The sequence below is a fragment of the Sphingomonas fucosidasi genome, assembly GCF_036663855.1.
GTDB classification, from domain to species: Bacteria; Pseudomonadota; Alphaproteobacteria; order Sphingomonadales; family Sphingomonadaceae; genus Sphingomonas; species Sphingomonas faeni_B.
This window is the reverse complement of sequence record NZ_JAXOJR010000006.1, coordinates 87,091-111,517: the sequence shown is the minus strand read 5'-3', so window position 1 is coordinate 111,517 and position 24,427 is coordinate 87,091. Positions and strand designations below refer to the sequence as shown.

Here is a 24,427-nt window from a genome sequence, read left to right as displayed (position 1 = left end):
CTTCGCAGCCCGGGCAAGGTCAGTCCGCGTCGGGACCCAGGGTCGGGTCGAGGTCGCGGGGGCGGATGAAGCGCGTCAGGCGCGCTGTGACCGAACCGATGTCTGCCCAATCCTCGGTCTCGAACTGGAGTTCGGCGATGCTGGCGGTCGGATATTTGTCCTCCACCGCATCGCGGAGCGGATCGGCGCCGTCGGCCACCAGCATCAGGACAAGGTCTTCCAAACCCGGATTGTGGCCGACCAGCAGCGCGCGCTCGGCCTCCGCCGGAAATCCGTGGACCACGTCGAGCAGGGTCGCCGCCGACGCAAGGTAGACGCGGCGGTCCAGCGCCGGTGCGATTTCGCGGCCATAACCCGACTCGATCTGCTCCAGCGTCTCCGTCACGCGCACCGCCGGGGAGGCGATCGCATGGTCGAAGCTCAGATCGAGGCTGCGCATGTGGCGGCCTACCATCACCGCCGCGCGCTTGCCCTTGGCGTTGAGCGGGCGATCGAAATCGCGCGCGACCGGGTCGTCCCAGCCGGACTTGGCGTGGCGCAACAGCGTCAACGTCTTCATGGCAATCCTCAAGCCGGTTCGCGGCTTTCATGCCCTACCGGCGCTCGCGAGGAAAGCCGGCTTGCCACTCGGGCCACCGCTTCTTCGAGCGTGACGCGGGCGATCGGCACCCCCGGCGGGAACGCGCTGAGCAGTCGCGACGGCATCGCGGCGGACAGCATCACGAACACGCCGGAATCGTCCGCGCGACGGATCAGCCGGCCGAACGCCTGTGCGAGACGCGCGCGGACGAGACGATCGTCATAGGCCGAGCCGCCGCCCGCGAGCCTGCGCGCGGCATGCAGGACGGAGGGTTTCGCCCACGGCACGCCCTCCATAACCACCAGCCGCAGCGATTCGCCGGGCACGTCGACGCCGTCGCGCAGCGCATCGGTGCCGAGCAGCGACGCGCCGGGATCGTCGCGAAAGATGTCGACCAAGGTGCCGGTGTCGATCGGATCGACGTGCTGGGCGTGCAGCGGAAGCCCTTCGCGCGCAAGTCGATCGGCGATGCGGCCATGCACGCCGCGCAACCGCCGGATCGCGGTGAACAGCCCGAGCGTGCCGCCGCGGCTGGCGACGATCAACTGCGCATACGCATTGGCGAGCGCGCCGATATCGCCGCGCTTCACGTCGGTGACGATCAGGACTTCAGCCTGGCGCGTATAATCGAACGGGCTCTTCGCCTCGAACCGCGCAGCGGGTCGCAGGAGATGCGGCGCACCGGTGCGCGCTTCGGCCACCTCCCAATCGCCGCCGCCGGTGAGCGTCGCCGACGTGACGAGCGCACCGTGCGCGGGCTTGAGGACGATCTCGGCGAACGGCCGGGTCGGGTCGAGCCAGTGGCGGTGCAACCCGATGTCGAACTCGCGGCCCTCGATGCGGTCGACGGCCAGCCAGTCGACGAAATCGCCATCGACCGGTCCGCCGACGCGCGCGAGCAAGGAGAGCCACGACGCCACCGTCTCGGCGCGCCAGCCGATCGAGGCGATCGCGCCCTCGACCCGGGCTCGGGCAGGCGCGTCCATCCAGTCGGGCGCTTCGGCGAGCACGGCCTCAAGACGGCGGCCGAGCGTCACGAGCGGACGGACGAGTGCGTCGAGTGCCGCGGCGGCGGGCGCGGCGGCCTCGATCAGCGTCGCGTCGGGTTCGGCGAGTTCGGTTTCGAGCCCATAGCCCGCGTCGCCCGGTTGCTCGGCCCGCGCGTAGGTGAGCCCGCGGACGGCGGCCAGGAGCGTCTCGATCGGCCCGAACGGCGCGCCTTCGCCGAGGCGTTGCAGCCAGCCGTCCGACGCCAGAGCGCCCGCCGCGGTCACCGCGTCGGAGATCGCCCGCGCGCCCTGTTCGTCGTAGCTGGCGAGATCGGACAGGCGTGCGGCGAGCCCCCGCCGGCGGCCGCGACCACTCGACTCGGGGCCGAGGATCCAGCGGCGCAGTTCGATCGTCTCGGCGCCGGTCAGCGCGGTCGCGAACATCGAATCGGCGGCGTCGAAGATATGGTGCCCCTCGTCGAACACGTAGCGCGTCGGTCGCGTGGCGAGTTCGCGGCCTCTAGCCGCGTTGACCATTACGAGCGCGTGGTTGGCGATGACGATGTCGGCGTCCGACGAGGCGCGGGCGGCGCGCTCGATGAAGCATTTCCGGTAGTGCGGGCAGCCGGCGTACACGCATTCGCCGCGCCGGTCGGTGAGCGCGGTCGAGCCGTTGCGGCGGAACAGCGTCGGCAGCCAGCCGGGCAGGTCGCCACCGACCATGTCGCCGTCCGCGCTATAGGCGGCCCAGCGTGCGACGAGGTGCGCGAGGATCGCCGCGCGGCCCGCGAACCCGCCCTGCAGCGCGTCCTCCAGATTCAACAGGCAGAGGTAATTCTCGCGCCCCTTCCGCGTGACGACCTTCGCCTTCCGGATCGCGGCGTCGGGATAGAGCCGCGCGGTTTCCTGCCCCAACTGGCGTTGCAGCGTCTTGGTATAGGTCGAGATCCACACCGCGCCGCCGGCCTTCTCCGCCCACAGCGACGCGGGCGCGAGGTAACCCAACGTCTTGCCGATCCCGGTGCCGGCTTCGGCGAGGACTAGATTGGGCGTGTCGCGCATCGCGCGCGGGGCGAAGGCCGCGGTTGCGGCGCCGGCATAGGCGCGCTGGCCGGGGCGTTCCTCGGCACCGTGGCCGGTAAGGTCGACCAGACGCGCTTCGGCGTCGCCCGGCTCGATCGTGACGGTCCGCGGGGCGGGTCGCGGCGCGTGCTCCTCCCATTCGGGCAGCGACGAGAACAGCCAGCGTTCGTTGACCGCCGGTTTCTTCAGCCGCTCGGCAACGACCGGCGCCCAGGGCCAGCGCAGGCGGAACAACGATTGCGCCGCGGTCCACGCGCCCTCACGCTCGGGCCAATCGGCGTCGGTGAGCGCCAGCATCGCGTCGGCAGCGCGCAGAAGGAACGGCGCGACCTCCGCGTCCTCGGTCGGCACGTCGAGCCCGGTAACCCGCGCGATCCCCTTCGGAGTCGGCACCGCGAACTGTGCCGGGCGGAGAAACGCATAGAGTTCGAGCAAATCGAGCCCCGACAGATCGGGATACCCCAGCCGCTGCCCGACGAGCGGCGCGTTGAGCATGATGACGGGCGTGTCGGCAGCGATCCGGATCGCCTCGCCCCGCCCGATCGGCCGCGCGCCCTCAGCATTCGCGATCCAGATGCCGGCGTGGCTGGCGTGGAGGGCGGGATAGGGGAGCACCGCGCGACCTTGTGCGAAGAGGAACGAAAGGGCAACCTTTTGCTGCTTGTTATCCCGCGACCTATCCCGTCATCCCAGCGGAAGCTGGGATATCCCCGTGGAGACCGCGGCACCCGCCCCATGAAGATCCCAGCGTTCGCTGGGATGACGGGTGGGGGGGCGCGAATAGCGCAGCGGCGGATGGCGAGACGACGGGTGAACAGGTAAGCAGGTAAGCAGGTAAGCAGAAAACGGGAGGGTTGTGCGCTTCCTCCACCACACGCTATCGCCGCTCGCATGACCGACGACCTCCGCACCGCCGCCCTCGAGTCCAAAGCCTGGCCGTACGAGGAGGCGCGCAAACTCCTGAAGCGCTATCCGAACGGCAAGTCGGGCGATCCGGTGCTGTTCGAGACGGGCTATGGACCGTCGGGCCTGCCGCATATCGGCACGTTCAACGAGGTGCTGCGCACGACGATGGTGCGTAACGCCTTCCACGCGCTCAGCGATACGCCGACGCGGCTGATCGCGTTTTCGGACGACATGGACGGCCTGCGCAAAGTACCGGACAACGTGCCGAACGGCGACATGCTGCGCGAGCATCTCGGCAAGCCGCTGACGCAGATCCCGGATCCGTTCGGGACGCATTCGAGCTTCGCCGCGCATAACAACGCGATTTTGCGCGAGTTTCTCGACCGCTACGGCTTCGACTACGAGTTCGCCTCGTCGACCGAATATTACACGTCCGGGCGCTTCGACGAGGCGCTGAAGGGTGTGCTCCGCCACTTCCAGGGCATTCAGGACGTGATGCTGCCGACGCTCCGAGCCGAACGTCGTGCGACCTATTCGCCGGTACTGCCGATCTCGCCGACCAGCGGCATCGTGCTGCAGGTGCCGATCGAGGTGATCGACGCCGAGGCTGGGCTGATCGCGTTCGAAGACGAGGGCCAGCAGATCACGCAGTCCGTTCTGGGCGGCAAGGCCAAGCTCCAGTGGAAGGTCGACTGGGCAATGCGCTGGGTCGCGCTCGGCGTCGATTACGAGATGGCCGGCAAGGACCTGATCGATTCGGTGACGCAGTCGTCGAAGATCGCGCGCGTGCTCGGCGGGCGCCCGCCCGAGGGCTTCAACTACGAGATGTTCCTCGACGAGAATGGCGAGAAGATCTCGAAGTCGAAAGGCAATGGGCTGAGCCTCGAACAGTGGCTGACCTATGGCCCCGAAGAGTCGCTGGCCTTCTACGCCTATCGCGAGCCCAAGAAGGCGAAGTCGCTGCACATGGGTGTGATCCCGCGCGCGGTCGACGAATACTGGCAGTTCCGCGGCAATTATGCCGGCCAGGACCTGAAGCAGAAGCTCGGTAATCCGGTGCACCACATCCACGACGGCAAACTGCCGACGGGCGAGCTGCCGGTGACCTTCGGGCTGCTCCTCAACCTCGTCGGGGTGATGGGCGATGCGAGCAAGGAGCAGGTCTGGGGGTATCTGGCGAACTACGTGCCCGATGCGTCGGCGGAGAAGTATCCCGAGCTCGACCGGCTGATCGGCTATGCGCTGGCCTATAGCCGCGATTTCGTCGCGCCGACGCTGAAGCGGCGCGCGCCCGAGGGTGTCGAGGTCGCGGCGCTGGAGCGGCTGGATGCGGAGCTTGTTGCGTTGCCGGCCGAGGCGAGTGCGGAGGATATCCAGAACATCGTCTATGAGATCGGCAAGACCGGCGGGTTCGAGAACCTGCGCGACTGGTTCAAGGCGTTGTACGAGACGTTGCTGGGGTCCGAACAGGGCCCGCGGATGGGGAGCTTCATCGCGCTGTACGGGGTGGAGAACTCGCGGAAACTGATCGCGGAGGCGTTGGCGCGGTAAGGCCGCGCCCTGAAAGAGTTATCCACCCCGGCGGAGGCCGGGGCCCAATTGGGATACGCTGTTAACGAGCCTTCACGCTTCGTTACTCTGACCTTTCCAATTGGGCCCCGGCCTTCGCCGGGGTGGTATTTGAGCCCTCCGGTCTCGCGCGCCAACTAGACGAATCCGACGGAACATATTAGCAACAGGCCCGCCTCCCCCGATTCGGAAACCGGCATGTTCCATCGCCCGATTGCCCGTCACCGCCTGTTCTTCGCACTCCGCCCGCCGCTCCCGCTCGCGCGCCAGATTACCGCCGCAGCGTCGTGGTTCGAGACCGACGGCGACAAGCGCCGCCCTGAGCATCTCCACGTCACGATCGACATCCTCGACGACCATGACCGCGTGTCGACGGCGTTGGAGCGCGACCTGAAGGCGATCGGCGATGCGGTCGAGGCGGCGCCCTTCGCGCTCCGGTTCGATACCGTCGTCGGCAGCGAGCGATCCATCGCGCTGCGTCCGCGCCACAAGAATGCCGCGCTCGCCGCGCTGCACCAGCGGATCGCAGTGGCACGTGAGGCAGCAGGGTTGCGCGCCCGCGAAAACTATCGGTTCAGTCCGCACATGACGCTCGGCTACCGCGACGGCGCGCCGTTCACGCAAGCCATCGCGCCGATCGGCTGGACCGCGGATGCGTTCGTGCTGGTCCACAGCCATGTCGGCCGGACGCGCCACGACGTGATCGGGCGCTGGCTGCTGGACGGCAACGACGATCGGCAACTCGCGCTGTTCTGAGCCTTCGAATTTGCCGAACGCGCGCGACCCGGTAGGACCCGCAAGGCGATCGGTCGGTTCTTCCCTCGTGACCGCGCAGCAAGGAGCGACAATGCGGCTGTTTTTCGACGAGGCCCAGCGGAGCCATGCGCCAGCGCGCGAACTGCACAACGGCGCGTTCACCGCCTATGCGGAGACGCCTGCGCGCGTCGATGCGATCCTGCGCGCGATCGGCCCTGTCGAGGCGCCGGAGGATCGCGGCGAGGCGCCAATCCTGGCCGTCCATCCCGCGCCCTATATCGCCTTTCTCAAGGACGCAGCCCGACTTTGGCGGGAAGCCGGGCGCGAGGGCGACGCGATCCCCTACACCTTCCCGATCCGCGGGCGCCGGCCGCTCGACCTGACCCGGATCGATGCGCTGATCGGCGCGCACAGCTTCGATGCGACCACGCCGATCACGCCGCAGGCCTGGGCCGCGTCCTATGGCAGCGCACAGTCCGCATTGGCCGCGACGCACGCCGTACTCGACGGCGACCGCGCGGCATTCGCGCTCTGCCGCCCGCCAGGTCATCACGCGGGCGCGGACTATTGCGGCGGATATTGCCACCTCAACACCGCCGCGATCGCCGCGCAGGCCGCGCGCGACGCCGGTGTCGCGCGCGTCGCGATCCTCGACATCGACTACCATCACGGCAACGGTACGCAGGACATCTTCTACGCGAGAGGCGACGTATTCTACGCCTCGGTCCACGCCGATCCGAAGACCGACTACCCGTTCTACTGGGGCCATGCCGACGAGACCGGCGAAGGCGAAGGGATCGGCACCACGCTGAACCTCCCCCTCCCCCACGGCACGCGGATCGATGCATTTCGCGGGGCACAAAGCACTGCGCTCGATGCGATCGCAGCGTTCGATCCCGGACTGCTGGTCGTCAGCTTCGGCGCGGACACGTGGGGGGGCGATCCGATCTCGCATTTCAAACTGACCACGCCCGACTATGCGGTGCTGGCCGCCGACATCGCGGCACGCGGCTGGCCAACGGCGATCGTCATGGAGGGCGGTTACGCGGTCGACGCACTGGGGCATAACGTAGCAGTGTTTCTTGAGGGGTTCGGCAAATCGTCAACAACATCTTGACGAATCGCAGTCAATATTACATTGACGCATCGTCAAGAAGATATTGACGGAGAGCGAGTCGTGACACCATCCAACGAAACTGATCTTCGCCAACGTGTTGCCGGCCTTCCGCTCGCGTGGCAGGAGGAGCGTAGGCCTTTCGCAGGGGCGGCACGCGACGAATATCCACCGATGATCGAAGCCGCGCATGTCGTCGCCGACGAGGCACGGCTGGCGTTGCACCGTTGGATCGATGCCGGTCGCCGTGCCGGGCTGAGCTGGACAGAGATCGGTGCGCTGATCGGGATCAGCAAGCAGGCGGCGCAGCAGCGCTTCGGCGGTGGCCGTACCGACGACCTCGATGACACGGACCATATCGTTCGTCATGGGGCTAACGCCTTCAATGAGATGGCGATCATGGCGGAGGAAGGCGCGAAGGGCCGCGAACTGGTCGGCACTGGCATGCTCCGCCTGACTTTCGTCCAGACCGACCGCGCGTGGGAGTATCGCCGGATGGTCGGGATCGGCCCGGACACCGAAGCGATGGCGGCGCATGGGTGGCAACTCGTATCGTCGTGGTTGCCGTTCCATTACTTCAAGCGTTCAGTCGGTTGATGGCCGTCACTCGTACCCCGATTGCGACCCCCATCGCGATCGGCACCCCTGCCTATCGCCGGCTGACGCTGGCGATGCTGTTCGCGGGGTTCTCGACCTTTTCGCTGCTCTATTCGGTGCAGCCGTTGCTGCCGCTGTTCGCCGCGCAATATCGGCTGACAGCGGAGGCTGCGTCGCTGGCGGTGTCGCTGGCAACCGGGCCCTTGGCGATCGGCATCCTGTTCGCGGGATTCGTGTCCGACCGCGTCGGCCGGCGTCCGCTGATGATCGCGGCGATGTTCGCGGCGGGCGCGCTGACGCTGGCGGCGGCGGTCGTGCCGGGGTGGAGCGGACTGCTCGTGCTGCGCTTCCTGACCGGCGTCGCGCTCGCGGGCGTGCCGGCGGTGGCGATGGCCTATGTCGCGGAGGAGGTCGATGCGGGCGCGGTCGGCGCGGCGATGGGGCTGTATATCGCCGGCAGCGCGCTCGGCGGGATGGCCGGGCGACTGGTCGTAAGCGTCGTCGCCGATCTCGAAGGCTGGCGCTGGGCGCTTGCCGCGGTCGGTATCGCCGGCCTCGCGATGGCGGAGGCGTTCCGCCGGCTCGCGCCACCGTCACGCAATTTCACGCCGAGCGTGGGACGGCCGGGCGCCCTGTTGCGGAGCGCCGGATCGCTGTTCACCGATCGCGCGATGCCGCTGCTATATCTCGAGGCGTTCCTGCTGATGGGTGTGTTCGTCACGATCTATAACTATGCGGGCTTCCGGTTGATGAGCCCGCCTTACGCTCTCAGCCAGGCGGCAGTCGGCGGCGTGTTCCTGCTGTACGTGCTGGGATCTGTCAGTTCGGCGAAGTTCGGGACGCTTGCCGGGCGGCTCGGGCGGCGGAAAGTGTTCTGGGTCCCGGTCGTGCTGCTGATCGGCGGTGTTGCGCTGACCGCGATGACGCCGCTGGTGCTGGTGATCGCGGGGATCGCGGTGGTGACGATCGGCTTTTTCGGCGCGCATTCGATCGCGAGCGCCTGGGTCGGGCGGCGCGCGCAGGGTTCGCGCGGACAGGCGGCGGCGTTCTATCTGTTCTTCTATTATATGGGATCGAGCGTGCTCGGATCGGCCGGCGGGTTCGCGTGGACGCATGCCGGTTGGCCGGGGGTGACCGCGTTCTGCCTGTTGCTGGGTGTGGCGGCGTTGGTGATCGGGCTTGTGCTGCGCACGGTGCCGCCGCTGGTGATGGAGCCGTCGGTGCCGCAGCGGATGCCGGATCCGTGACCCCCCCCTCCCGTCATTCCGACCATTCCCGTCATCCCAGCGAAAGCTGGGATATCATGGTGCGGCACGCGTCATTTGATACGGAGTGATACCCCAGCTTTCGCTGGGGTGACGGGATGAGGCTGGTGGCAGGGTCGGTCTTGAGCGAATGCAAACGAACGCAGCCCGGGCGTCTACCGCGACGCCACGTCCGTCGCGTCGACCGGCGGCATACCCGCCATGCCCTTCGCGACCGCCTCGACCCGCTCCATGACGCGCAACACATTGCCGCCGGACAGCTTCGCCAGATCGCCATCGCTCCACCCCCGCCGCGCCAGTTCCGCGAACAGCAGCGGATAGCCGTCGACGCCCTTCAGCCCGATCGGCCCGGTCCCCTGGATCCCGTCGAAATCGCCGCCGATCCCGACATGATCGTGACCGGCGATCTTCGCGATATGCTCGACATGATCGGCGACCGTCGCGGCGGTAACCTGCGGCTCGGGATGCGCGGCGTCCCACGTCACAAGCGGCGCAGGCGATTTGGCGCCGTACACCCCCGCGGGAACGCCGATGCTCTTCGCATAGGCCGAGCGCGCGACGTCCCACGCCCGCCACTCGGCCGACAGGAAGGACGGGTAGAAGTTGACCATCACCACGCCCCCGTTCGCACCGATCGCCCGCAGCAGGTCGTCGGGAATGTTGCGCGGCGCGTCGGCGATCGCCCGCGCGCTCGAGTGCGAGGCGATCACCGGCGCCTTGGTGGCCGCCAAAGCCCCGGCCATCGTCGCGTCCGAGACGTGGGAGACGTCGACGATCATGCCGATGCGGTTCATCTCGGCGACCACCTGCCGGCCGAACTCGCTCAATCCGTTGGCGCGGGGTGCGTCGGTCGCGCTGTCCGCCCAGTTCAGGCTCTTGCCGTGCGTCAGCGTCATATAGGCGACGCCGAGCGCGCGATATTGGCGCAACACGGAGAGCCGCCCGTCGATCTGGTGCCCGCCCTCGACGCCGATTAGCGACACGATCCGTCTCGCCTTCTCGATCCGTCGGATGTCCGCGGCGGTGGTCGCGAGTTCGAACGTCGCCGGGTTCGCCGCGACGAAGCGGCGGACGATATCGATCTCCTCCAGCGTCATCTCGACCGCACGCGGCGCATCGGCGGGGATGTAGACCGACCAGAACTGGCCGCCGACATGACCCTTCCGTAACCGGGGAATGTCGGTCTGCAGCGGGTTCGGCAACCGTGCGGTATCGACCGAGAGATCGACCGCCTCGACCTTCGCGTCGTGCAACTCGCGGAGTTCCCAGGCGAGGTCGTTATGCCCGTCGATCACCGGGCTGCGCTCCAGCACGCGCTCGACGCGTCGTGAAAGCGCAGCGTCCGGGCTCGCCTGCGCGGCCAGCAGCAGGAATGCGGCGATCATGTCTTGGTCCCCCGTGGCGTCCGCTCCATCCTGAAGGAGGTGTTTGCGCGCGACAAGCCGGCTAAGGCGCTCGCCGGACGCAGACGGAGGGCGGAATTGGATACGGGAACGGCCGGACCGGCGCGCAAGGCGGACAGCCGCCTGTCCACCGCGATCGCGATCGCGCGGCTGATCGGGATCATGGGAATCGTCTATGTCCATGCCTGGACCGGACGGACCGCGGAAGAGCTCGCGGCGGTCGCGTTCAGTTGGCAGGCGGTTCTTCGTACCGTGCTGGGCGAGATGTTCGGGCGTAGCGCGGTGCCGCTGCTCGGGATGGTCTCCGGCTGGCTGGTCGTCTCGACCGCGACGCGACGGGGCTATGGCCCGTTCCTGCTGGGCAAGGCGCGGACGATCCTGCTGCCGATGCTGCTGTGGAACGCGATCGCGATTGTGCTGGTCGGGGCGGCGGCGACCTTTGGCGACCTGAAGGCCCCTACGCCGTCGAGCATCGGCTGGACGCTGAACGAACTCGTGCCTTTGGTGCATGCCAACGACATCAACGTGCAGATGCCGTTCTTACGCGATCTTTTCGTGTGCATGGCACTCGCCCCCCTCCTGGTCCGCGCATCGAGTATCTGGCTGGCGCTGGTCGCCTTGATCGTGGTCGGGTGGAGCGTGTCCGGGGTGCATGTTCCGCTGCTGTTGCGACCGCAGATCCTGCTGTTCTTTACCGCCGGGATCGCCGCGCGGCGATTTGGCATGGCGGAGCGGGTGGCGGGGTGGCCTGTCGTCCTATGTGCGCTGCCGTTCATAGCGCTGATCGCGCCGCGACTCTGGACCGCGCTGTTGGGGAACGCGTTCTTCGACGCGCATCCGCATATGATGGCGGCGTTCGACATCGTGTTTCGACTGGCCTCGGCGGTGCTGTTCTGGCGCCTCGCTTGGGCGCTGGCGGGAAGTGGCGTCGCTGAGCGGCTGCGGGCGGCGGAGCGCTATGGGTTTCTCGCGTTCTGCGATCACCTCGTGCTGTTGTGGCTGTTCGGGCCGATGATCGGGCTCGCGACCGGCGCGCTGGGGGCGGGGCTGTATCCGGCCTATCTGCTGGTGCAGCCGTTGCTGGTGCTCGGCGTCACGGCCGTTCTGGGGCGGGGGCTGATGGCGGTCTCGCCGACCGTCGCTCGGGTGCTCAGTGGCGCGCGGCTGGGGCGGTCCACTTCAGTTACTGCGTGACGGCGGATCGAACTGGTTCACCCATTCCTGGTTGTGGACGACGGTCGAGCGGACCGGTCGGCCGGCGGCGTCGAGCCAGGGGCGATAGCGGAAGCGCAGTTCGATCAGGCGGCAGGTGGTCGCATCGAGCACCGCGTTTCCGCTGGAGCGCGTGACACTGCAGTGGGTGACGCTGCCGTCGGTCTCGACTGTGTAGCGGACGCCGACCACCCCGCCCGCACCGATCACCGCCTCTGCATTGGGGAAGTCCTTGTTTTTGAAGCGACCCTTGAGGAGGCGGGGCGGGCTTTCGTCGCCACCGTCGCCGTCGCCGTCCCCGGAGCGGCCGCTACCGGTGCCATTGCCCTCGCCGCCCGCGCCCGTGCCTGATCCGGGGACGGGGGCAGCGCCAGTGGTGGCGTCGATGCCGGGGCCGGGTTTGAACGCGGCGATGACCGGTGGTGGCGGGACGATCGGGGGAATGATCGGTTTGGGGACGACGAGTTCGGTCGCCTTGGAGCGAAGGTTAGCGGGCGACGCCGCGCCTTCCGGGCGATGGCTCTTCGTGGGGCGGGGAACAATCTTTTCGGGCGGCGGTAGCGGTGGGGTGGGACCGACGGCGAAGGTCTTGAGGGCGTCGGGGATCGCGGTGGGGAGGCTGACGCCAAGGCCTAGAATCAGCGCGTAGCCGATGATGGCGCAGAGTACCGCGGCGCTAGCGGCGGATATCAGACGGTCGCGCAGGTTCTGGTGGACGCCGTACATGCTGGGTAATTGGGGAGGCGGGCATTGTGCGGCAACTCCGCGCGAAGGCGCGACAACGACATCGGTACTCCGGACGTAGTCGGTACTTATCCTGCTTCGACAGATGCACCTCCCCGGCGCAGGCCGGGGTCCAAGTGGAAAGGTCGATGTAACGAACGACCGTCCGTCGTTACCTCCGTTTCTCAATTGGGCCCCGGCCTTCGCCGGGGTGGTGCTCGCTTTGGTACGATAGCGCTCGGTTTGTAAGGGCATCGGTCCGACCTCGGCAGACCTGACGTTCGGCAGACACTAGAACGGGCGGTGCGACCGAAGTCACACCGCCCGTTTCTGGCGCGCGCCGCGGGAGTAAATCCCGCGTCGTCGGTCGGCGCTGGAGCGCCGCCGGCCGGCCTTTCGCGTGCGAACCTGCGCTCCGCTGGTTCGCAGCGGCGTGCTGCTGCACGCCTCGCTCGGGCTTACAGCTTCTCCGTCAGTTCCGGCACGATCTTGAACAGATCGCCGACCAGGCCGATGTCCGCGACCTGGAAGATCGGCGCGTCCTCGTCCTTGTTGATCGCGACGATGACCTTCGAGTCCTTCATCCCCGCGAGATGCTGGATCGCACCCGAGATGCCGATCGCGACATACACTTCCGGTGCGACGATCTTGCCCGTCTGACCGACCTGATAGTCGTTCGGGGCGTAGCCCGCGTCGACTGCGGCGCGCGAGGCGCCGACGCCGGCGCCGAGCTTGTCCGCCAAGGGATCGATCGTCGCGTGGAACTGCTCGCTCGAAGCCAGCGCACGGCCGCCCGAGACGATGATCTTCGCGCTGGTCAGTTCTGGACGCTCGTTCTTGGCGATCTCCGAGCCGGCGAAGGTCGACAGACCCTTGTCGCCGGTCGAGGCGACCGCTTCGATCTCGCCCGAGCCACCCTCAGTCGCAGCCTTGGCAAACGCCGTACCGCGGACCGTGATGACTTTCTTCGCATCCGACGACTGGACCGTCGCGATCGCGTTGCCGGCATAGATCGGACGGGTGAAAGTGTCCTCGCTCTCGACCGACAGGATGTCGCTGATCTGCATGACGTCGAGCAACGCCGCCACGCGCGGCGCAATGTTCTTGCCGTGCGTGGTCGACGGCGCAACGAACGCGTCGTGGGTGGCCATCAGTTCGACGATCAGCGGCGCGACGTTCTCGGCGAGCGCGTGCGCGAACGCGACGTCGTCCGCGACGTGCACCTTGCCGACGCCGGCGATCTTGGCGGCTTCGGCAGCGACGCCATCGACACCCTGGCCAGCGACCAGCAGATGGACTTCGCCGAGCTGGCTTGCCGCGGTTACGGCAGAAAGCGTGGCATCCTTGACGGCCTGACCGTCATGTTCGACCCAGACGAGCGTCTTCACTTGGCGACTCCCATTTCCTTGAGCTTGCCGACCAGCGCGTCGACATCGGCGACCTTGATTCCAGCCGAGCGCTTGGCGGGCTCGACGACCTTCAGCGTGGTCAGGCGCGGCGTCACGTCGACGCCGAAATCGGCCGGCGTCTTCTGCGCCATCGGCTTCGACTTCGCCTTCATGATGTTCGGCAACGAGGCGTAACGCGGCTCGTTGAGGCGAAGATCGGTGGTGATGATCGCGGGCAGCTTCAGCGTATCCGTCTCAGCGCCGCCATCGACTTCGCGTGTCACGTTGACCGAGCCGTCGGCGATCTCGACCTTCGACGCGAACGTGCCCTGGCCCCAGTTCAGCAGGCCGGCGAGCATCTGCCCGGTCTGGTTGTTGTCGTCGTCGATCGCCTGCTTGCCGAGGATGACCATGTCGGGCTTCTCCTCCTCGACGATCTTGGCGAGGATCTTGGCGACGCCGAGCGGCTCGACCTTCGTCTCGCTGACGACGAGGATCGCGCGATCTGCGCCCATCGCGAGCGCGGTACGGAGCGTTTCCTGGCTCTTCTGCTCGCCGATCGAGACGACGACGATCTCCGTCACGCCCTTGTCCTTGAGGCGGATCGCTTCCTCGACGGCGATCTCGTCGAATGGGTTCATGCTCATCTTGACGTTCGCCAGATCGACGCCCGTTCCGTCCGCCTTCACGCGGGGCTTCACGTTGTAGTCAAGCACGCGCTTGACCGGCACCAGCACCTTCATCGGGGTTCCTTCCAAGGTGAAATCATTCGTTCTCGCCCGCCTGTTACCCAGGGGTCGTTGCCGGGACAGATGGCTGTTTCGAGCCGTTTTCGCAAGTCCGGTATGGAAACATCACCATGCCGTAGCGTCACGGCGGTGTGTCCGGCGGGCGAGTCGTAATTCCAACGGATCCTCCCCCGCCAGGGGGAGGTGGCTGGCCCTTGCCAGACGGAGGGGGAGGCTAGCGAAACGTCTGTTCCGTATCTTCCCCCTCCGTCACCTTCGGTGCCACCTCCCCCTTGCGGTGGAGGATCGAGGGGGTGGCGATCAAGTCAAACGAAAAAAGGCCCGGACGTTTCCGTCCGAGCCCCCGTTTCGCAGAATCAGTATGCAGTCAACAGCGGTTACGCCGCGACCTTCTGCACCTCAGCGACGATCTTCTTGGCCGCATCGCCAAGGTCGTTCGCGGGAACGATCGCGAGACCCGAATTGGCCAGGATCTCCTTGCCCTTCTCGACATTCGTGCCCTCGAGACGGACGACCAGCGGCACCGACAGGTTCACTTCCTTCGCCGCGGCGACGATGCCGTCGGCGATAATGTCGCACTTCATGATGCCACCGAAGATGTTGACCAGGATGCCCTTCACGTTCGGATCCGCGAGGATGATCTTGAACGCCGCCGTCACCTTCTCCTTGTTGGCGCCGCCGCCGACGTCGAGGAAGTTGGCCGGGAACATGCCGTTCAGCTTGATGATGTCCATCGTCGCCATCGCGAGGCCGGCGCCGTTGACCATGCAGCCGATGTCGCCATCGAGCTTGATATAGGCGAGGTCGTACTTCGACGCCTCGAGCTCGGCGGGATCCTCCTCGGTCTCGTCGCGCAGTTCGAGCAGGTCCTTGTGGCGGAACAGCGCGTTGCCGTCGAACGCGACCTTCGCGTCGAGCACCATCAGCTTGCCGTCGTTGGTGACGGCGAGCGGGTTGATCTCGATCTGCTCGGCATCGGTGCCCATGAACGCGTCATACAGCTTCGACGCGGTATTCGCGGCCTGCTTGGCGAGATCGCCGGTCAGCTTCAGCGCGGCAGCGACGGCGCGGCCGTGATGCGGCATAAAGCCGGTCGCCTGGTCGATGTCGATCGACTGGATCTTCTCGGGCGTGTCGTGTGCGACCGCTTCGATGTCCATGCCGCCTTCGGTCGAGACGACCATCATCACCCGGCCGGTGGTGCGGTTGAGCGTCAGCGCGAGGTAGAATTCCTTGTCGATGTCGACGCCGTCGGTGACGTAGAGGCGGTTGACCTGCTTGCCCGAGTCACCCGTCTGGATCGTGACGAGCGTGTTGCCGAGCATGTCGGTCGCGGCTGCGCGAACCTCGTCCTCGGTCTTGGCGAGGCGGACGCCGCCCTTGGCATCAGGGCCGAGCTCGACGAACTTGCCCTTGCCGCGGCCGCCGGCGTGGATCTGCGCCTTGACGACATAGAGCGGTCCGGGAAGCTTCTTGGACGCCTCGACGGCCTCCTCGACGGTCAGCGCCGCGAAACCGGCGGGGACGGGGACGCCGAACTTGGCCAGCAGTTCCTTGGCCTGGTATTCATGGATGTTCATCGGGAAGGCTCCACGCAATTTTTAGGAAACTCGGGAATTGGTTAGGCGTAAAGCACAGGGCGGCCAGCAAATCCACCCTTAAGGCATTTGCAGTTGCGTCTCGTTCTCAATAAGCCGCTTTCGCGGCTGTCGCAGGCCGTAAATTCAGTACGCGATCGACCTCTACACCGCGCCAACGTCTGCCGCTCGCCGGGCTGTTTGCACAATGGTAACCCTTTTTCGGGTATCGCAGTGCCATGACACAGCCCGTTTCCCTCGAGCCCACCGATTCGACCGGCGAAGAGCTTCGTCAGGCGCTTCGCCGGGCGGTCAAGATGCGCGCGCACCTTCGCGATCGTGGCCAGACCCGATTCGAGATCGAGGTCACCGACCTGTCGCTTTCCGGGTTCCGCGCGGAAACGAGCTTTACCCTGTGGCCAGGCACCGTGGTGTGGCTGACTTTGCCGGGCCTCGCCGCGCTGGAAGCCGTGGTCGCTTGGCGCGACAAGTTCAAATATGGCTGCGCCTTCGCCAAGCCGCTCCATCCTGCGGTGTTCGAGCATATCGTGGCGCTATCGCAGCGCTAGGACACGAGCTTGGTCCTCCTGCGAACGCAGGGTCAGGGTTACTCAGCCCCGCCCTTGATTACCGTGGATTCCTGCGTTCGTACGAAAAAAGCTAGACGTCGGCAGAGCCGGCATTAGCCGACCGCCAGCCGTGTCGGTCGCTGCTCGCTTCTGCGAGCATCGGCGCGGCCGGCGCCGCGCCTGCGCCCGTCAGTCGAACAAACTCGACACGCTAGTCTCGTCCGCAATCCGCTTGATCGCCTCGCCGAGCAACGGCGCGATCTGGAGGTGGCGAATTTTGCCGTGAGCGCCCTTGATCACATCGTGGTTGCCGATCGAATCGGTAATGACGAGTTCACGCAATTCCGAACCCTCGACTCGCGCCACGGCACCACCCGACAGCACGCCGTGCGTTACATACGCCACGACGTCCTCGGCACCGGCTTCCTTCAGCGCCGCCGCGGCGTTGCACAGCGTGCCCGCGGAATCGACGATGTCGTCGACCAGGATGCAGAAGCGGCCTTCGACCTCGCCGATGATGTTCATCACTTCCGACTCGCCCGCGCGCTCGCGGCGCTTGTCGACGATCGCGAGCGGCGCGTTGTCGAGCCGCTTGGCAAGGACGCGCGCGCGCACCACGCCGCCGACGTCGGGCGAGACGACCATCAGGTTCTTGCCCTTGAAGCGCGCGAGGATGTCCGCCGACATCACCGGCGCCGCATAGAGATTGTCGGTCGGAATGTCGAAGAAGCCCTGGATCTGGCCGGCATGCAAATCGACCGACAGCACGCGGTTCGCGCCCGCGACCGTAATCAGGTTGGCGACCAGCTTGGCCGAAATCGGCGTACGCGGCCCCGGCTTCCGGTCCTGCCGCGCATACCCCATGTACGGGATCACCGCGGTGATGCGACGCGCCGACGCCCGCTTCAGCGCGTCGATCATGATCAGCAATTCCATGAGGTTGTCGTTGGCCGGATAACCGGTCGACTGGATCACGAACACGTCCTCGCCGCGGACGTTCTCGTTGATCTCGACGAAGACCTCTTCGTCAGCGAACCGCCGCACGCTGACATCGGTCAACGGTGTCTCGAGATAGGCGGCGATCTCCTGCGCGAGGGGCAGGTTCGAATTGCCGGTCATCAATTTCATGAAGCTATTTCCCGCTCTACAGTGCGAACCCCTTAGGCCCAGGTCGCGGATGGTGGAAGGGTTTGCCCGTCGGCGCTCGCCTTCGTACAGGGCGGCATGACCGTAATCACCCGTTTCGCCCCCTCGCCCACCGGCCGCCTGCACGTCGGCAACATCCGCACCGCGCTCCACAACTGGATGTTCGCGCGGGCCAACGGCGGCAAGTTCGTGCTGCGGATCGACGATACCGATCCCGAACGCAGCGAAGAGCGCTTCGTCGACGCGATCCGCGCCGATCTCGACTGGCTCGGGATGACGCCCGATGCGGAGGAGCGGCAATCGGCGCGGTTCGCGCTGTACGAGGCGCGGTTCGCGGCGCTGGTCGCCAGCGGTCATGTGTATCCGGCATACGAGACGACGCAGGAACTCGACCTGAAGCGGAAGATCCAGGCGGGGCGTGGGTTGCCGCCGATCTATGATCGCGCCGCGCTGGCGCTCGATGACGCAGCCCGCGCTAAGCTGGAAGCGGATGGGGTGCAGCCGCATTGGCGGTTCAAGCTCGATCACGACTCGGCGATCGCTTGGGACGATTTGATCCGTGGCGCAGCGCATTTCGAGGCGAAGACGATGAGCGATCCGGTCATCCGGCGCGCGGACGGGTCGTGGCTGTACATGCTGCCCTCGGCGATCGACGATGCCGATATGGGCGTGACGCATGTGGTTCGCGGCGAGGATCACGTGTCGAACACCGCGCTCCAGTTGCAGATGTTCGATGCGCTCGGCGTCGCGCCGCCGCGGTTTGCGCACGAGGCGTTGCTGACAGGCGCGGAGGGCAAGCTGTCGAAGCGGCTTGGGTCGCTCGGCGTCGATCATTTCCGCGAGGTCGGGATCGAACCGCAGGCGGTGCGCGCGCTGCTCGCGCGGATCGGGACGAGCGACCCGGTCGAGCCGATCGCCGACGCTGCGCCACTGATCGCGGGGTTCGACTTCGCACGGTTCGGGCGGGCGCCGGCGCGGTTCGACGAAACTGAACTGGCGGCGCTGAACGCGCGGATTTTACACGCGCTGCCGTATGAGACGGTGGCGGCGCGGTTGCCCGAGGGCATGGATGTGGCGGCGTGGGAGACCGTGCGTCCAAATCTCGTGACGCTGGCCGGTGCGGCGGATTGGTGGGGCGTGATCGAGGGACCGATCGCGGTCGAGCGCGACATCGATGCGGCGTATCTCGATCAGGCGTTGGCGGCGGCGGGGGCGATCGACTGGTCGAGCGATCCCTGGCATGCGCTGACTGGTCGGTTGAAGGCGGAGACCGGGCGAAAGGGCAAGGCTCTGTTCCTGCCGTTGCGCCGAGCGCTGACCGGGCGCGATCATGGGCCGGACATGGCGGCGCTGCTCCCGCTGATCGGGCGCGAGCGGGCGTTGGAACGACTCGCAGCGCGGTAGTCTCGCGGTCCCGGAAGTCGTTCGGTTCCAAGCATGTTCTCCCGCGAAGGCGGGAGTCCAGTCTGGGCTCCCGCCTTCGCGGGAGAACAAGGAATGGCGGCTGACGGTCGTTCCAATCGCAACCGGACTATTTCTGCGCGGCGATCGATAGAAGTACCCCCCACCCCAAACACCACCCCGGCGAAGGCCGGGGCCCAATTGGGGAACGTGGCCAACCAAGTACTGCACTTTGTTACTACGACCTTTCCAATTGGGCCCCGGCCTTCGCCGGGGTGGTTACTTTGATGCGTCCCGCGCGGCCGCCAAACAGGTACCGGCGCGCCCCAAATCGCTCCTCGACATCGAATACTTCCCGACCGGGAGGAGTTGGGGACATCACACATACTCCCCCGCCCTCAAACACCCTTGCTCCCAAAATGTAATGATGTACCATCCCAACCGGCGGTACCTATCTTGCCGCCATCCTCGAGGAGAAGCAGGGGAGACGGAAAATGTACGCGGATCGACCAAACCGGACGGGCGGATTCAATCCCGGGAGCCTCGGCGTCGCGCTGGTTATCAACTGCGCGGTGATCGGAGCCTTGTTCTTTGCGGCGCCTAACATGCTGCCGTTCGTGCCCGACACGCCGCTCGTGACCTATGTGCCGTACGCCCCGCCGCCGCCGCCCGAACCGGTGCCACCTACAGACCCGCTGATCCGCCAGCAACCGCGCCCCGCCCCGCGTCCCGATGCGCCGATCAAAATAGTGCAGATACCGCAAACCGAAGGCTTGACGGCTGCCCCCGATCCGCTCCCCTACACGCCGCCCATCGGGATCGAAGGCACCGGCACCGGCACCGTCGCAGTCGATCCGCCGAAAGCGGCACCCGTGTTCGTACAGCCGGGCATCGACCCACGCCACGCCGCCGACTTCCAACCGAGCTATCCGTCCGAGGAGCGCCGCGCCGAGCGCGAGGGCCGCGTCGTCGTGCGCGTACTCGTCGGTACCGACGGCCGGGTGAAACAGGTCGAGCGGGTCAGCGCGACCACCGACGCCTTATACCGCGCGACGCTGGATCGGGCGTTGGCGAAGTGGCGGTTCAAGCCGGCAACGCGCGACGGCGTTCCGATCGAGGCATGGCGATCGATGGCGCTGACCTTTGTCCTCCAGAACTAAAGCTTGAGGAGTGCGGGGCTGGCCTAGCCGGCTCCGTCCCCCTATCTTGGCGCGCATGGGCTTTTTCAGTCGTTTCACGCCGATCGTCGCCTATCGCGACCTGCGGCTCTTCCTCAGCCAGCGCCGGCCGTACGAACTCATATTTCTCGTGGCCGCGCTCGGCGTCACCAGCTTCCTGATCTACGCGTTCATGAAGGATTCGTACGTCGAGCAGGAATACCGCCCGAAGATCATCTATGTCGAGCAATGGCCCGCGGATCGCACCGATGCGCAGATCATCGCCCAGCAGAAGATCGACGCGCCGATCAAGGCCAAGGCGCTCGCCGAGCAGAAGGCCCGCGAAGACGCACAGCGCGCCGCATTCAAGCGATTGGATGACAAGCTGAAGGCGATGGGAATCTGACCGACCTGCGCTGGATGGGAACTGCACTGGCACTGGCTGAGCGAAGTCGCGGCAGGACGGCGCCCAACCCCAATGTCGGCTGCGTGATCGTCCGCGATGGCCGCGTCGTTGGACGCGGCTGGACGCAAGCGGGCGGCCGTCCGCATGCCGAAGCGATGGCGTTGGCCGAGGCCGGTGCGAAAGCACAGGGGGCCACGGCTTACGTCACGCTCGAGCCCTGCGCGCATCGATCGCCACGCGGGCCAGCCTGCAGCGACCTTCTGATCGAGTCGGGTGTGGCGCGCGTCGTCGCGGCGCTTGAGGATCCCGACGCTCGAACGGCCGGCCAGGGGTTCGCGCGGCTTCAGGCAGCAGACATCATCGTCACGCGCGGCATTCGCTCGGACGAGGCCCGTCGTTCGATGGCGGGGTTCCTGACGCGGCAGGCACTCGGCCGCCCCCATGTCACCTTGAAGCTGGCCACCTCGCTCGACGGCTGCATCGCGATGGCGGACGGATCGAGCCGATGGATCACCGGCCCGGAGGCCCGCGCCCATGCGCATCTCGAGCGGAGTCGGCATGAAGCGATCCTCGTCGGACGTGGGACGTATGAGGCGGACGCACCGCGACTCGACGTTCGGTTGCCGGGTCTGGAAGGTCGCGCGCCGAAGCGCGTACTCCTGTCGACCACGCTCACCGCTACCCCCTCCCCCTCTCCCCGTCATTCCAGCGAAAGCTGGAATATCCCCGTTGCCGGCCACGACGGAGCCTCACGGGGAGACCCCAGCTTTCGCTGGGGTGACGAAATTGGGACGGGTGACGGAATTGGGGCGGGTGACGAAATAACGGTCGCAGACGGAATGGTCGTGGAGCGAGGACTTGGAGCAGATGGCCATGCAAATTGGACCGTCATCCCCTCCCCTTCCGACATCGCCACCCTCCCCAACGTCGACCACATTCTCGTCGAGGGCGGCGCGGCCGTAGCGTCGGCGTTCCTTGCGGCCGATCTCGTAGACCGCCTCCTCCTCTACCGCGCGCCGATCCTGATCGGCGGCGGCAAGCCCGCACTCCGCGACATCGGCCTCACCGACCTGCCCGAAGCGCACCAACGCTGGACACACGTCGATGCGCGGCAACTTGGCATGGACCGGCTCGAGGTCTACGAGCGCGAACGAAACGAGGCATAATGTTCACCGGAATCGTCACCGACCTAGGCACCGTTACGCGCGTGGAGTCGCCAGGCGACACGCGCGTCGTCATTGCGACCGCCTATGATACCACCACCGTCGATCTCGGCGCGTCGATCTCGTGCTCGGGCGTCTGCCTGACCGTCGTGGATAAAGGCCCGAACTGGTTCGCGGTCGACGTCTCCGGCGAAACGATCAGCCGCACCGCCAAGGACCAGTGGACCGAGGGCCGGAAATTCAACCTCGAACGCGCGATGAAGCTCGGCGACGAGCTCGGCGGCCATATCGTAACGGGCCATGTCGACGGCCTCGGCACCGTAGTCGCGCTCGCAAAGGAAGGCGGCTCGCACCGCGTCACGATCCGCGCCGGCGCCGACATCGCGCCGTTCATCGCGCCCAAGGGCTCGGTGACGGTCGACGGCGTCTCGCTCACCGTCAACAACGTCCGCGACATCGACGGAGAGGTCGAGTTCGGCCTCAACATCATCCCGCATACCTGGAGCGTCACCACGCTCGGTACGATCCACGTGGAACAGTCGGTCAACATCGAGATCGACGTCCTCGCCCGCTATCTCCAACGCATGGAACATTACCGTGTCAAAGCCAGCTGAACGTACCGCCGAACTGGGGCGCCTGAAGCACGGCTATCTGTCGTCGCCGGAAGAGATCATCGACGAGGCGCGCAATGGCCGGATGTTCATCCTGGTCGACGACGAGGATCGCGAGAACGAGGGCGATCTCGTCATCCCCGCGCAGATGGCTACCCCCGAGAAGATCAACTTCATGGCCAAATACGGCCGTGGCCTGATCTGCCTCGCGCTGACCCGCGACCGCACCGAGGAACTCGGGCTCGAACTGATGAGCCGCAACAACGGCACGCGGCACGAGACCGCGTTCACCGTCTCGATCGAGGCGCTCGAAGGCGTCACCACCGGCATTTCCGCGGCGGATCGCGCGCGGACCATCGCGGTGGCGGTCGATGCGACCAAGGGCAAGGCCGACATCGTCACCCCCGGCCACGTCTTCCCGCTGGTCGCGCGCGACGGCGGCGTGCTGATCCGCGCCGGCCATACCGAGGCGGCCGTGGATGTCGCGCGGCTCGCCGGGCTCAACCCCTCGGGCGTGATCTGCGAGATCATGAACGAGGACGGCACGATGGCGCGGATGGACGACCTCGTCACCTTCGCGCAGTTCCATAACGTCAAGATCGGCACGATCCGCGACCTGATCGCGTATCGCCGCCGCTACGATCACCTCGTCGAGAAGCGCGCCGAGGCCAAGTTCACCTCCGAATGGGGCGGCGACTGGACCGCGCTGACCTTCTGGAACAAGGCGACCGGCACCGAGCAGGTCGCGCTGGTCAAGGGCAAAATCGACCCAGCCAAGCCGACGCTGGTCCGCATGCACGCGCTGTCACCGTTCGCGGATATCTTCGGCGAATCGGGCGATCGCGGCCGTATCCTCGCACGCTCGATGCAGATGATCGCCGACGAGGGCGCGGGCGTAATCGTCGTCATCAACCGCCCCCGCAGCAATACCTTCACCTCGGCGGTGATGAAGAAGGCGGGCGCGGAGATCACGCCTGACATGGAGGAACTGCGCGACTACGGCGTCGGTGCGATGATCCTGACCGAGCTCGGCGTCCACGACATGGTGCTGATCACCAACACGCACCACACGCTGGTCGGGCTCGATGGCTACGGCCTGTCGATCGTCGGCGAGCGGCGGATCGCCTCCCTGGATATCGAAGAAAGCTCCAACTGATGGCCCATCTCCTCATCGTCGAAGCGCGCTTCTACGACCACCTCAACGACCTTCTCGTCGAAGGCGCTAAGGCCGCGATCGAAGCCGCCGGCCACACCCACGAGACGATCACCGTGCCGGGCGCGCTCGAAGTCCCCGGTGCGATCGCGCTGGCGGCCGAGAGCGAGACGTTCGACGCGTATGTCGCGCTGGGCGTCGTGATCCGCGGCGAGACCTATCATTTCGAGATCGTCGCGGGAGAGAGCGCGCGCGGGATCATGCAGCTGACGATGGACGGCCTTGCGATCGGCAACGGCATCCTGACCACCGAGAACGAAGCGCAGGCACTCACGCGTGCGCGTCCGACCGAGGGCGACAAGGGCGGCGGCGCGGCCAAGGCGGCGCTGGCGATGCTGGCGCTGAAGGACCGCTTCCTCGCGTGAGATGCGCGCGTGGGTGAGGTGATCAACCTGCGGCTCGCGCGGAAGCAGCGGGCGAGGGCCGAGGCGGCGGTGCGTGCGGACCAAAACCGGCGGGTGTTCGGGAGGACTGGAGTCGAAAAGGCGGCGGAAGCGGCGGTGAAGGCTCGGGTGGACAGGACGCTGGATGGTGCAAAGCTAGAGAGCCCCGCACCCGACAAACCTCCGGAATAATCACAACGTCATCCTTCCCCTGGCGAAGGGGGAGCGTGGCACTCAGCGTTGTCCCTCATAATTCTCTTCGCGAACGCCGCGCCTGCGATCCTCCCCCGCCAGGGGGAGGTGGCGCCGTAGGCGACGGAGGGGGATGACACGGAGCAGAGGTTATCCCTTACCTCCCCCTCCGTCAGGCAAGGGCCTGCCACCTCCCCCTGGCGGGGGAGGATCGTGAAGTCGTGCGGCACCATGCCCTTCATTGTTCTCCCGCGACGGCAGGAGCCCAGTCTGGA

At 66.6% G+C, this 24,427-nt stretch carries 23 protein-coding genes; 15 read left to right on the top strand and 8 right to left on the bottom strand.

The genetic code is table 11. The features are described 5' to 3' along the window. Positions 1-19: 19 nt before the first annotated feature. On the bottom strand, positions 20-559 hold the full coding sequence (locus U1737_RS12155; RefSeq protein ID WP_248524103.1) for a SixA phosphatase family protein: 540 nt from the start codon (positions 557-559) through the stop codon (positions 20-22). Positions 560-567: 8 nt separating this feature from the next. Next, positions 568-3,267: an ATP-dependent DNA helicase gene (locus U1737_RS12150; protein ID WP_332796961.1), complete on the bottom strand. Its 2,700-nt coding sequence runs from the start codon at positions 3,265-3,267 to the stop codon at positions 568-570. 276 nt (positions 3,268-3,543) lie between these two features. On the opposite strand from U1737_RS12150, the gene U1737_RS12145 reads away from it, so the two are divergent. The 5 genes from U1737_RS12145 to U1737_RS12125 all read left to right on the top strand — a co-directional run bounded on the left by U1737_RS12145 (position 3,544) and on the right by U1737_RS12125 (position 8,841). Beyond that, complete coding sequence (locus U1737_RS12145; protein WP_332796960.1) at positions 3,544-5,109, top strand: lysine--tRNA ligase; 1,566 nt, start codon at positions 3,544-3,546, stop codon at positions 5,107-5,109. A 216-nt stretch (positions 5,110-5,325) separates the two neighbouring features. Beyond that, positions 5,326-5,883: a 2'-5' RNA ligase family protein gene (locus U1737_RS12140; protein ID WP_332796959.1), complete on the top strand. Its 558-nt coding sequence runs from the start codon at positions 5,326-5,328 to the stop codon at positions 5,881-5,883. Positions 5,884-5,974: 91 nt separating this feature from the next. Next, positions 5,975-7,000, top strand: a complete 1,026-nt coding sequence (locus U1737_RS12135) for a histone deacetylase family protein (RefSeq protein ID WP_332796958.1) — start codon at positions 5,975-5,977, stop codon at positions 6,998-7,000. A gap of 60 nt (positions 7,001-7,060) precedes the next feature. Then, complete coding sequence (locus U1737_RS12130) at positions 7,061-7,594, top strand: hypothetical protein (RefSeq protein WP_332796957.1); 534 nt, start codon at positions 7,061-7,063, stop codon at positions 7,592-7,594. Beyond that, positions 7,594-8,841: an MFS transporter gene (locus tag U1737_RS12125; protein ID WP_332796956.1), complete on the top strand. Its 1,248-nt coding sequence runs from the start codon at positions 7,594-7,596 to the stop codon at positions 8,839-8,841. The genes U1737_RS12130 and U1737_RS12125 overlap by 1 nt, the downstream gene beginning before the upstream one ends. 173 nt (positions 8,842-9,014) lie before the next feature. Here U1737_RS12125 and U1737_RS12120 read toward each other — a convergent pair whose 3' ends face one another. Further along, complete coding sequence (locus U1737_RS12120) at positions 9,015-10,244, bottom strand: dipeptidase (protein WP_332796955.1); 1,230 nt, start codon at positions 10,242-10,244, stop codon at positions 9,015-9,017. Positions 10,245-10,340: 96 nt separating this feature from the next. Here U1737_RS12120 and U1737_RS12115 point away from each other — a divergent pair, with 96 nt between their 5' ends. After that, positions 10,341-11,456, top strand: a complete 1,116-nt coding sequence (locus U1737_RS12115) for an acyltransferase family protein (protein ID WP_332796954.1) — start codon at positions 10,341-10,343, stop codon at positions 11,454-11,456. On the opposite strand, the gene U1737_RS12110 is transcribed toward U1737_RS12115, so the two are convergent. From U1737_RS12110 to sucC, 4 genes are all read right to left on the bottom strand, one after another. Continuing rightward, positions 11,442-12,200 carry an energy transducer TonB gene (locus U1737_RS12110; protein WP_332796953.1) on the bottom strand — a complete coding sequence of 253 codons (759 nt, stop codon included), beginning with the start codon at positions 12,198-12,200 and terminating at the stop codon, positions 11,442-11,444. The two genes, U1737_RS12115 and U1737_RS12110, sit on opposite strands and share 15 nt — an antisense overlap. A gap of 455 nt (positions 12,201-12,655) precedes the next feature. Beyond that, positions 12,656-13,585, bottom strand: coding sequence for an electron transfer flavoprotein subunit alpha/FixB family protein (locus U1737_RS12105; protein WP_332796952.1), 930 nt, complete (start codon positions 13,583-13,585; stop codon positions 12,656-12,658). Next, complete coding sequence (locus tag U1737_RS12100; protein ID WP_056419080.1) at positions 13,582-14,328, bottom strand: electron transfer flavoprotein subunit beta/FixA family protein; 747 nt, start codon at positions 14,326-14,328, stop codon at positions 13,582-13,584. The genes U1737_RS12105 and U1737_RS12100 overlap by 4 nt, the downstream gene beginning before the upstream one ends. 383 nt (positions 14,329-14,711) lie before the next feature. Continuing rightward, a complete protein-coding gene (gene sucC, locus U1737_RS12095) occupies positions 14,712-15,914 on the bottom strand; it encodes an ADP-forming succinate--CoA ligase subunit beta (RefSeq protein WP_332796951.1) in 1,203 nt (400 codons plus the stop codon). Between the two features lie 236 nt (positions 15,915-16,150). Here sucC and U1737_RS12090 point away from each other — a divergent pair, with 236 nt between their 5' ends. Next, complete coding sequence (locus U1737_RS12090) at positions 16,151-16,480, top strand: PilZ domain-containing protein (protein ID WP_128454820.1); 330 nt, start codon at positions 16,151-16,153, stop codon at positions 16,478-16,480. A 189-nt stretch (positions 16,481-16,669) separates the two neighbouring features. Here the strand turns inward: U1737_RS12090 and U1737_RS12085 are convergent, their stop codons facing one another. Further along, a complete protein-coding gene (locus U1737_RS12085; RefSeq protein ID WP_056053689.1) occupies positions 16,670-17,608 on the bottom strand; it encodes a ribose-phosphate pyrophosphokinase in 939 nt (312 codons plus the stop codon). A gap of 96 nt (positions 17,609-17,704) precedes the next feature. On the opposite strand from U1737_RS12085, the gene gltX reads away from it, so the two are divergent. From gltX to U1737_RS12045, 8 genes are all read left to right on the top strand, one after another. Then, entirely contained in the window at positions 17,705-19,030 is a 1,326-nt protein-coding gene (gene gltX / locus U1737_RS12080) for a glutamate--tRNA ligase (protein ID WP_332796950.1), read from the top strand. Positions 19,031-19,521: 491 nt separating this feature from the next. Continuing rightward, positions 19,522-20,187 (top strand): TonB family protein, encoded by a 666-nt coding sequence (locus tag U1737_RS12075; protein WP_332796949.1) that lies wholly within the window; start codon positions 19,522-19,524, stop codon positions 20,185-20,187. 55 nt (positions 20,188-20,242) lie between these two features. Further along, positions 20,243-20,590, top strand: coding sequence for a hypothetical protein (locus tag U1737_RS12070; RefSeq protein ID WP_248524128.1), 348 nt, complete (start codon positions 20,243-20,245; stop codon positions 20,588-20,590). A 14-nt stretch (positions 20,591-20,604) separates the two neighbouring features. Continuing rightward, the gene (ribD, locus tag U1737_RS12065) at positions 20,605-21,756 is read left to right on the top strand and encodes a bifunctional diaminohydroxyphosphoribosylaminopyrimidine deaminase/5-amino-6-(5-phosphoribosylamino)uracil reductase RibD (RefSeq protein ID WP_332796948.1); all 1,152 of its coding nucleotides are present in this window, start codon (positions 20,605-20,607) and stop codon (positions 21,754-21,756) included. Next, on the top strand, positions 21,756-22,367 hold the full coding sequence (locus tag U1737_RS12060; protein ID WP_332796947.1) for a riboflavin synthase: 612 nt from the start codon (positions 21,756-21,758) through the stop codon (positions 22,365-22,367). The genes ribD and U1737_RS12060 overlap by 1 nt, the downstream gene beginning before the upstream one ends. Further along, a complete protein-coding gene (gene ribB / locus U1737_RS12055; RefSeq protein ID WP_332796946.1) occupies positions 22,351-23,520 on the top strand; it encodes a 3,4-dihydroxy-2-butanone-4-phosphate synthase in 1,170 nt (389 codons plus the stop codon). The genes U1737_RS12060 and ribB overlap by 17 nt, the downstream gene beginning before the upstream one ends. Then, complete coding sequence (ribH, locus tag U1737_RS12050) at positions 23,520-23,942, top strand: 6,7-dimethyl-8-ribityllumazine synthase (protein WP_248524136.1); 423 nt, start codon at positions 23,520-23,522, stop codon at positions 23,940-23,942. Before ribB ends, ribH begins: the two co-directional genes overlap by 1 nt. A 9-nt stretch (positions 23,943-23,951) precedes the next feature. After that, the gene (locus tag U1737_RS12045) at positions 23,952-24,152 is read left to right on the top strand and encodes a DUF4169 family protein (protein ID WP_248524138.1); all 201 of its coding nucleotides are present in this window, start codon (positions 23,952-23,954) and stop codon (positions 24,150-24,152) included. The last annotated feature ends 275 nt before the right edge of the window (positions 24,153-24,427 follow it).

What these genes read in the sequence shown, in the direction of transcription:
- U1737_RS12120 (WP_332796955.1), bottom strand. Translation starts at nt 10,244, where the DNA reads ATGATCGCCGCATTCCTGCTGCTGGCCGCGCAGGCGAGCCCGGACGCT.
- U1737_RS12085 (WP_056053689.1), bottom strand. Translation starts at nt 17,608, where the DNA reads ATGAAATTGATGACCGGCAATTCGAACCTGCCCCTCGCGCAGGAGATC.
- U1737_RS12060 (WP_332796947.1), top strand. Translation starts at nt 21,756, where the DNA reads ATGTTCACCGGAATCGTCACCGACCTAGGCACCGTTACGCGCGTGGAG.
- U1737_RS12070 (WP_248524128.1), top strand. Translation starts at nt 20,243, where the DNA reads ATGGGCTTTTTCAGTCGTTTCACGCCGATCGTCGCCTATCGCGACCTG.
- ribD (WP_332796948.1), top strand. Translation starts at nt 20,605, where the DNA reads ATGGGAACTGCACTGGCACTGGCTGAGCGAAGTCGCGGCAGGACGGCG.
- U1737_RS12090 (WP_128454820.1), top strand. Translation starts at nt 16,151, where the DNA reads ATGACACAGCCCGTTTCCCTCGAGCCCACCGATTCGACCGGCGAAGAG.
- U1737_RS12155 (WP_248524103.1), bottom strand. Translation starts at nt 559, where the DNA reads ATGAAGACGTTGACGCTGTTGCGCCACGCCAAGTCCGGCTGGGACGAC.
- gltX (WP_332796950.1), top strand. Translation starts at nt 17,705, where the DNA reads ATGACCGTAATCACCCGTTTCGCCCCCTCGCCCACCGGCCGCCTGCAC.
- U1737_RS12100 (WP_056419080.1), bottom strand. Translation starts at nt 14,328, where the DNA reads ATGAAGGTGCTGGTGCCGGTCAAGCGCGTGCTTGACTACAACGTGAAG.
- ribH (WP_248524136.1), top strand. Translation starts at nt 23,520, where the DNA reads ATGGCCCATCTCCTCATCGTCGAAGCGCGCTTCTACGACCACCTCAAC.
- U1737_RS12125 (WP_332796956.1), top strand. Translation starts at nt 7,594, where the DNA reads ATGGCCGTCACTCGTACCCCGATTGCGACCCCCATCGCGATCGGCACC.
- U1737_RS12075 (WP_332796949.1), top strand. Translation starts at nt 19,522, where the DNA reads ATGTACGCGGATCGACCAAACCGGACGGGCGGATTCAATCCCGGGAGC.
- U1737_RS12110 (WP_332796953.1), bottom strand. Translation starts at nt 12,200, where the DNA reads ATGTACGGCGTCCACCAGAACCTGCGCGACCGTCTGATATCCGCCGCT.
- U1737_RS12135 (WP_332796958.1), top strand. Translation starts at nt 5,975, where the DNA reads ATGCGGCTGTTTTTCGACGAGGCCCAGCGGAGCCATGCGCCAGCGCGC.
- U1737_RS12140 (WP_332796959.1), top strand. Translation starts at nt 5,326, where the DNA reads ATGTTCCATCGCCCGATTGCCCGTCACCGCCTGTTCTTCGCACTCCGC.
- sucC (WP_332796951.1), bottom strand. Translation starts at nt 15,914, where the DNA reads ATGAACATCCATGAATACCAGGCCAAGGAACTGCTGGCCAAGTTCGGC.
- U1737_RS12145 (WP_332796960.1), top strand. Translation starts at nt 3,544, where the DNA reads ATGACCGACGACCTCCGCACCGCCGCCCTCGAGTCCAAAGCCTGGCCG.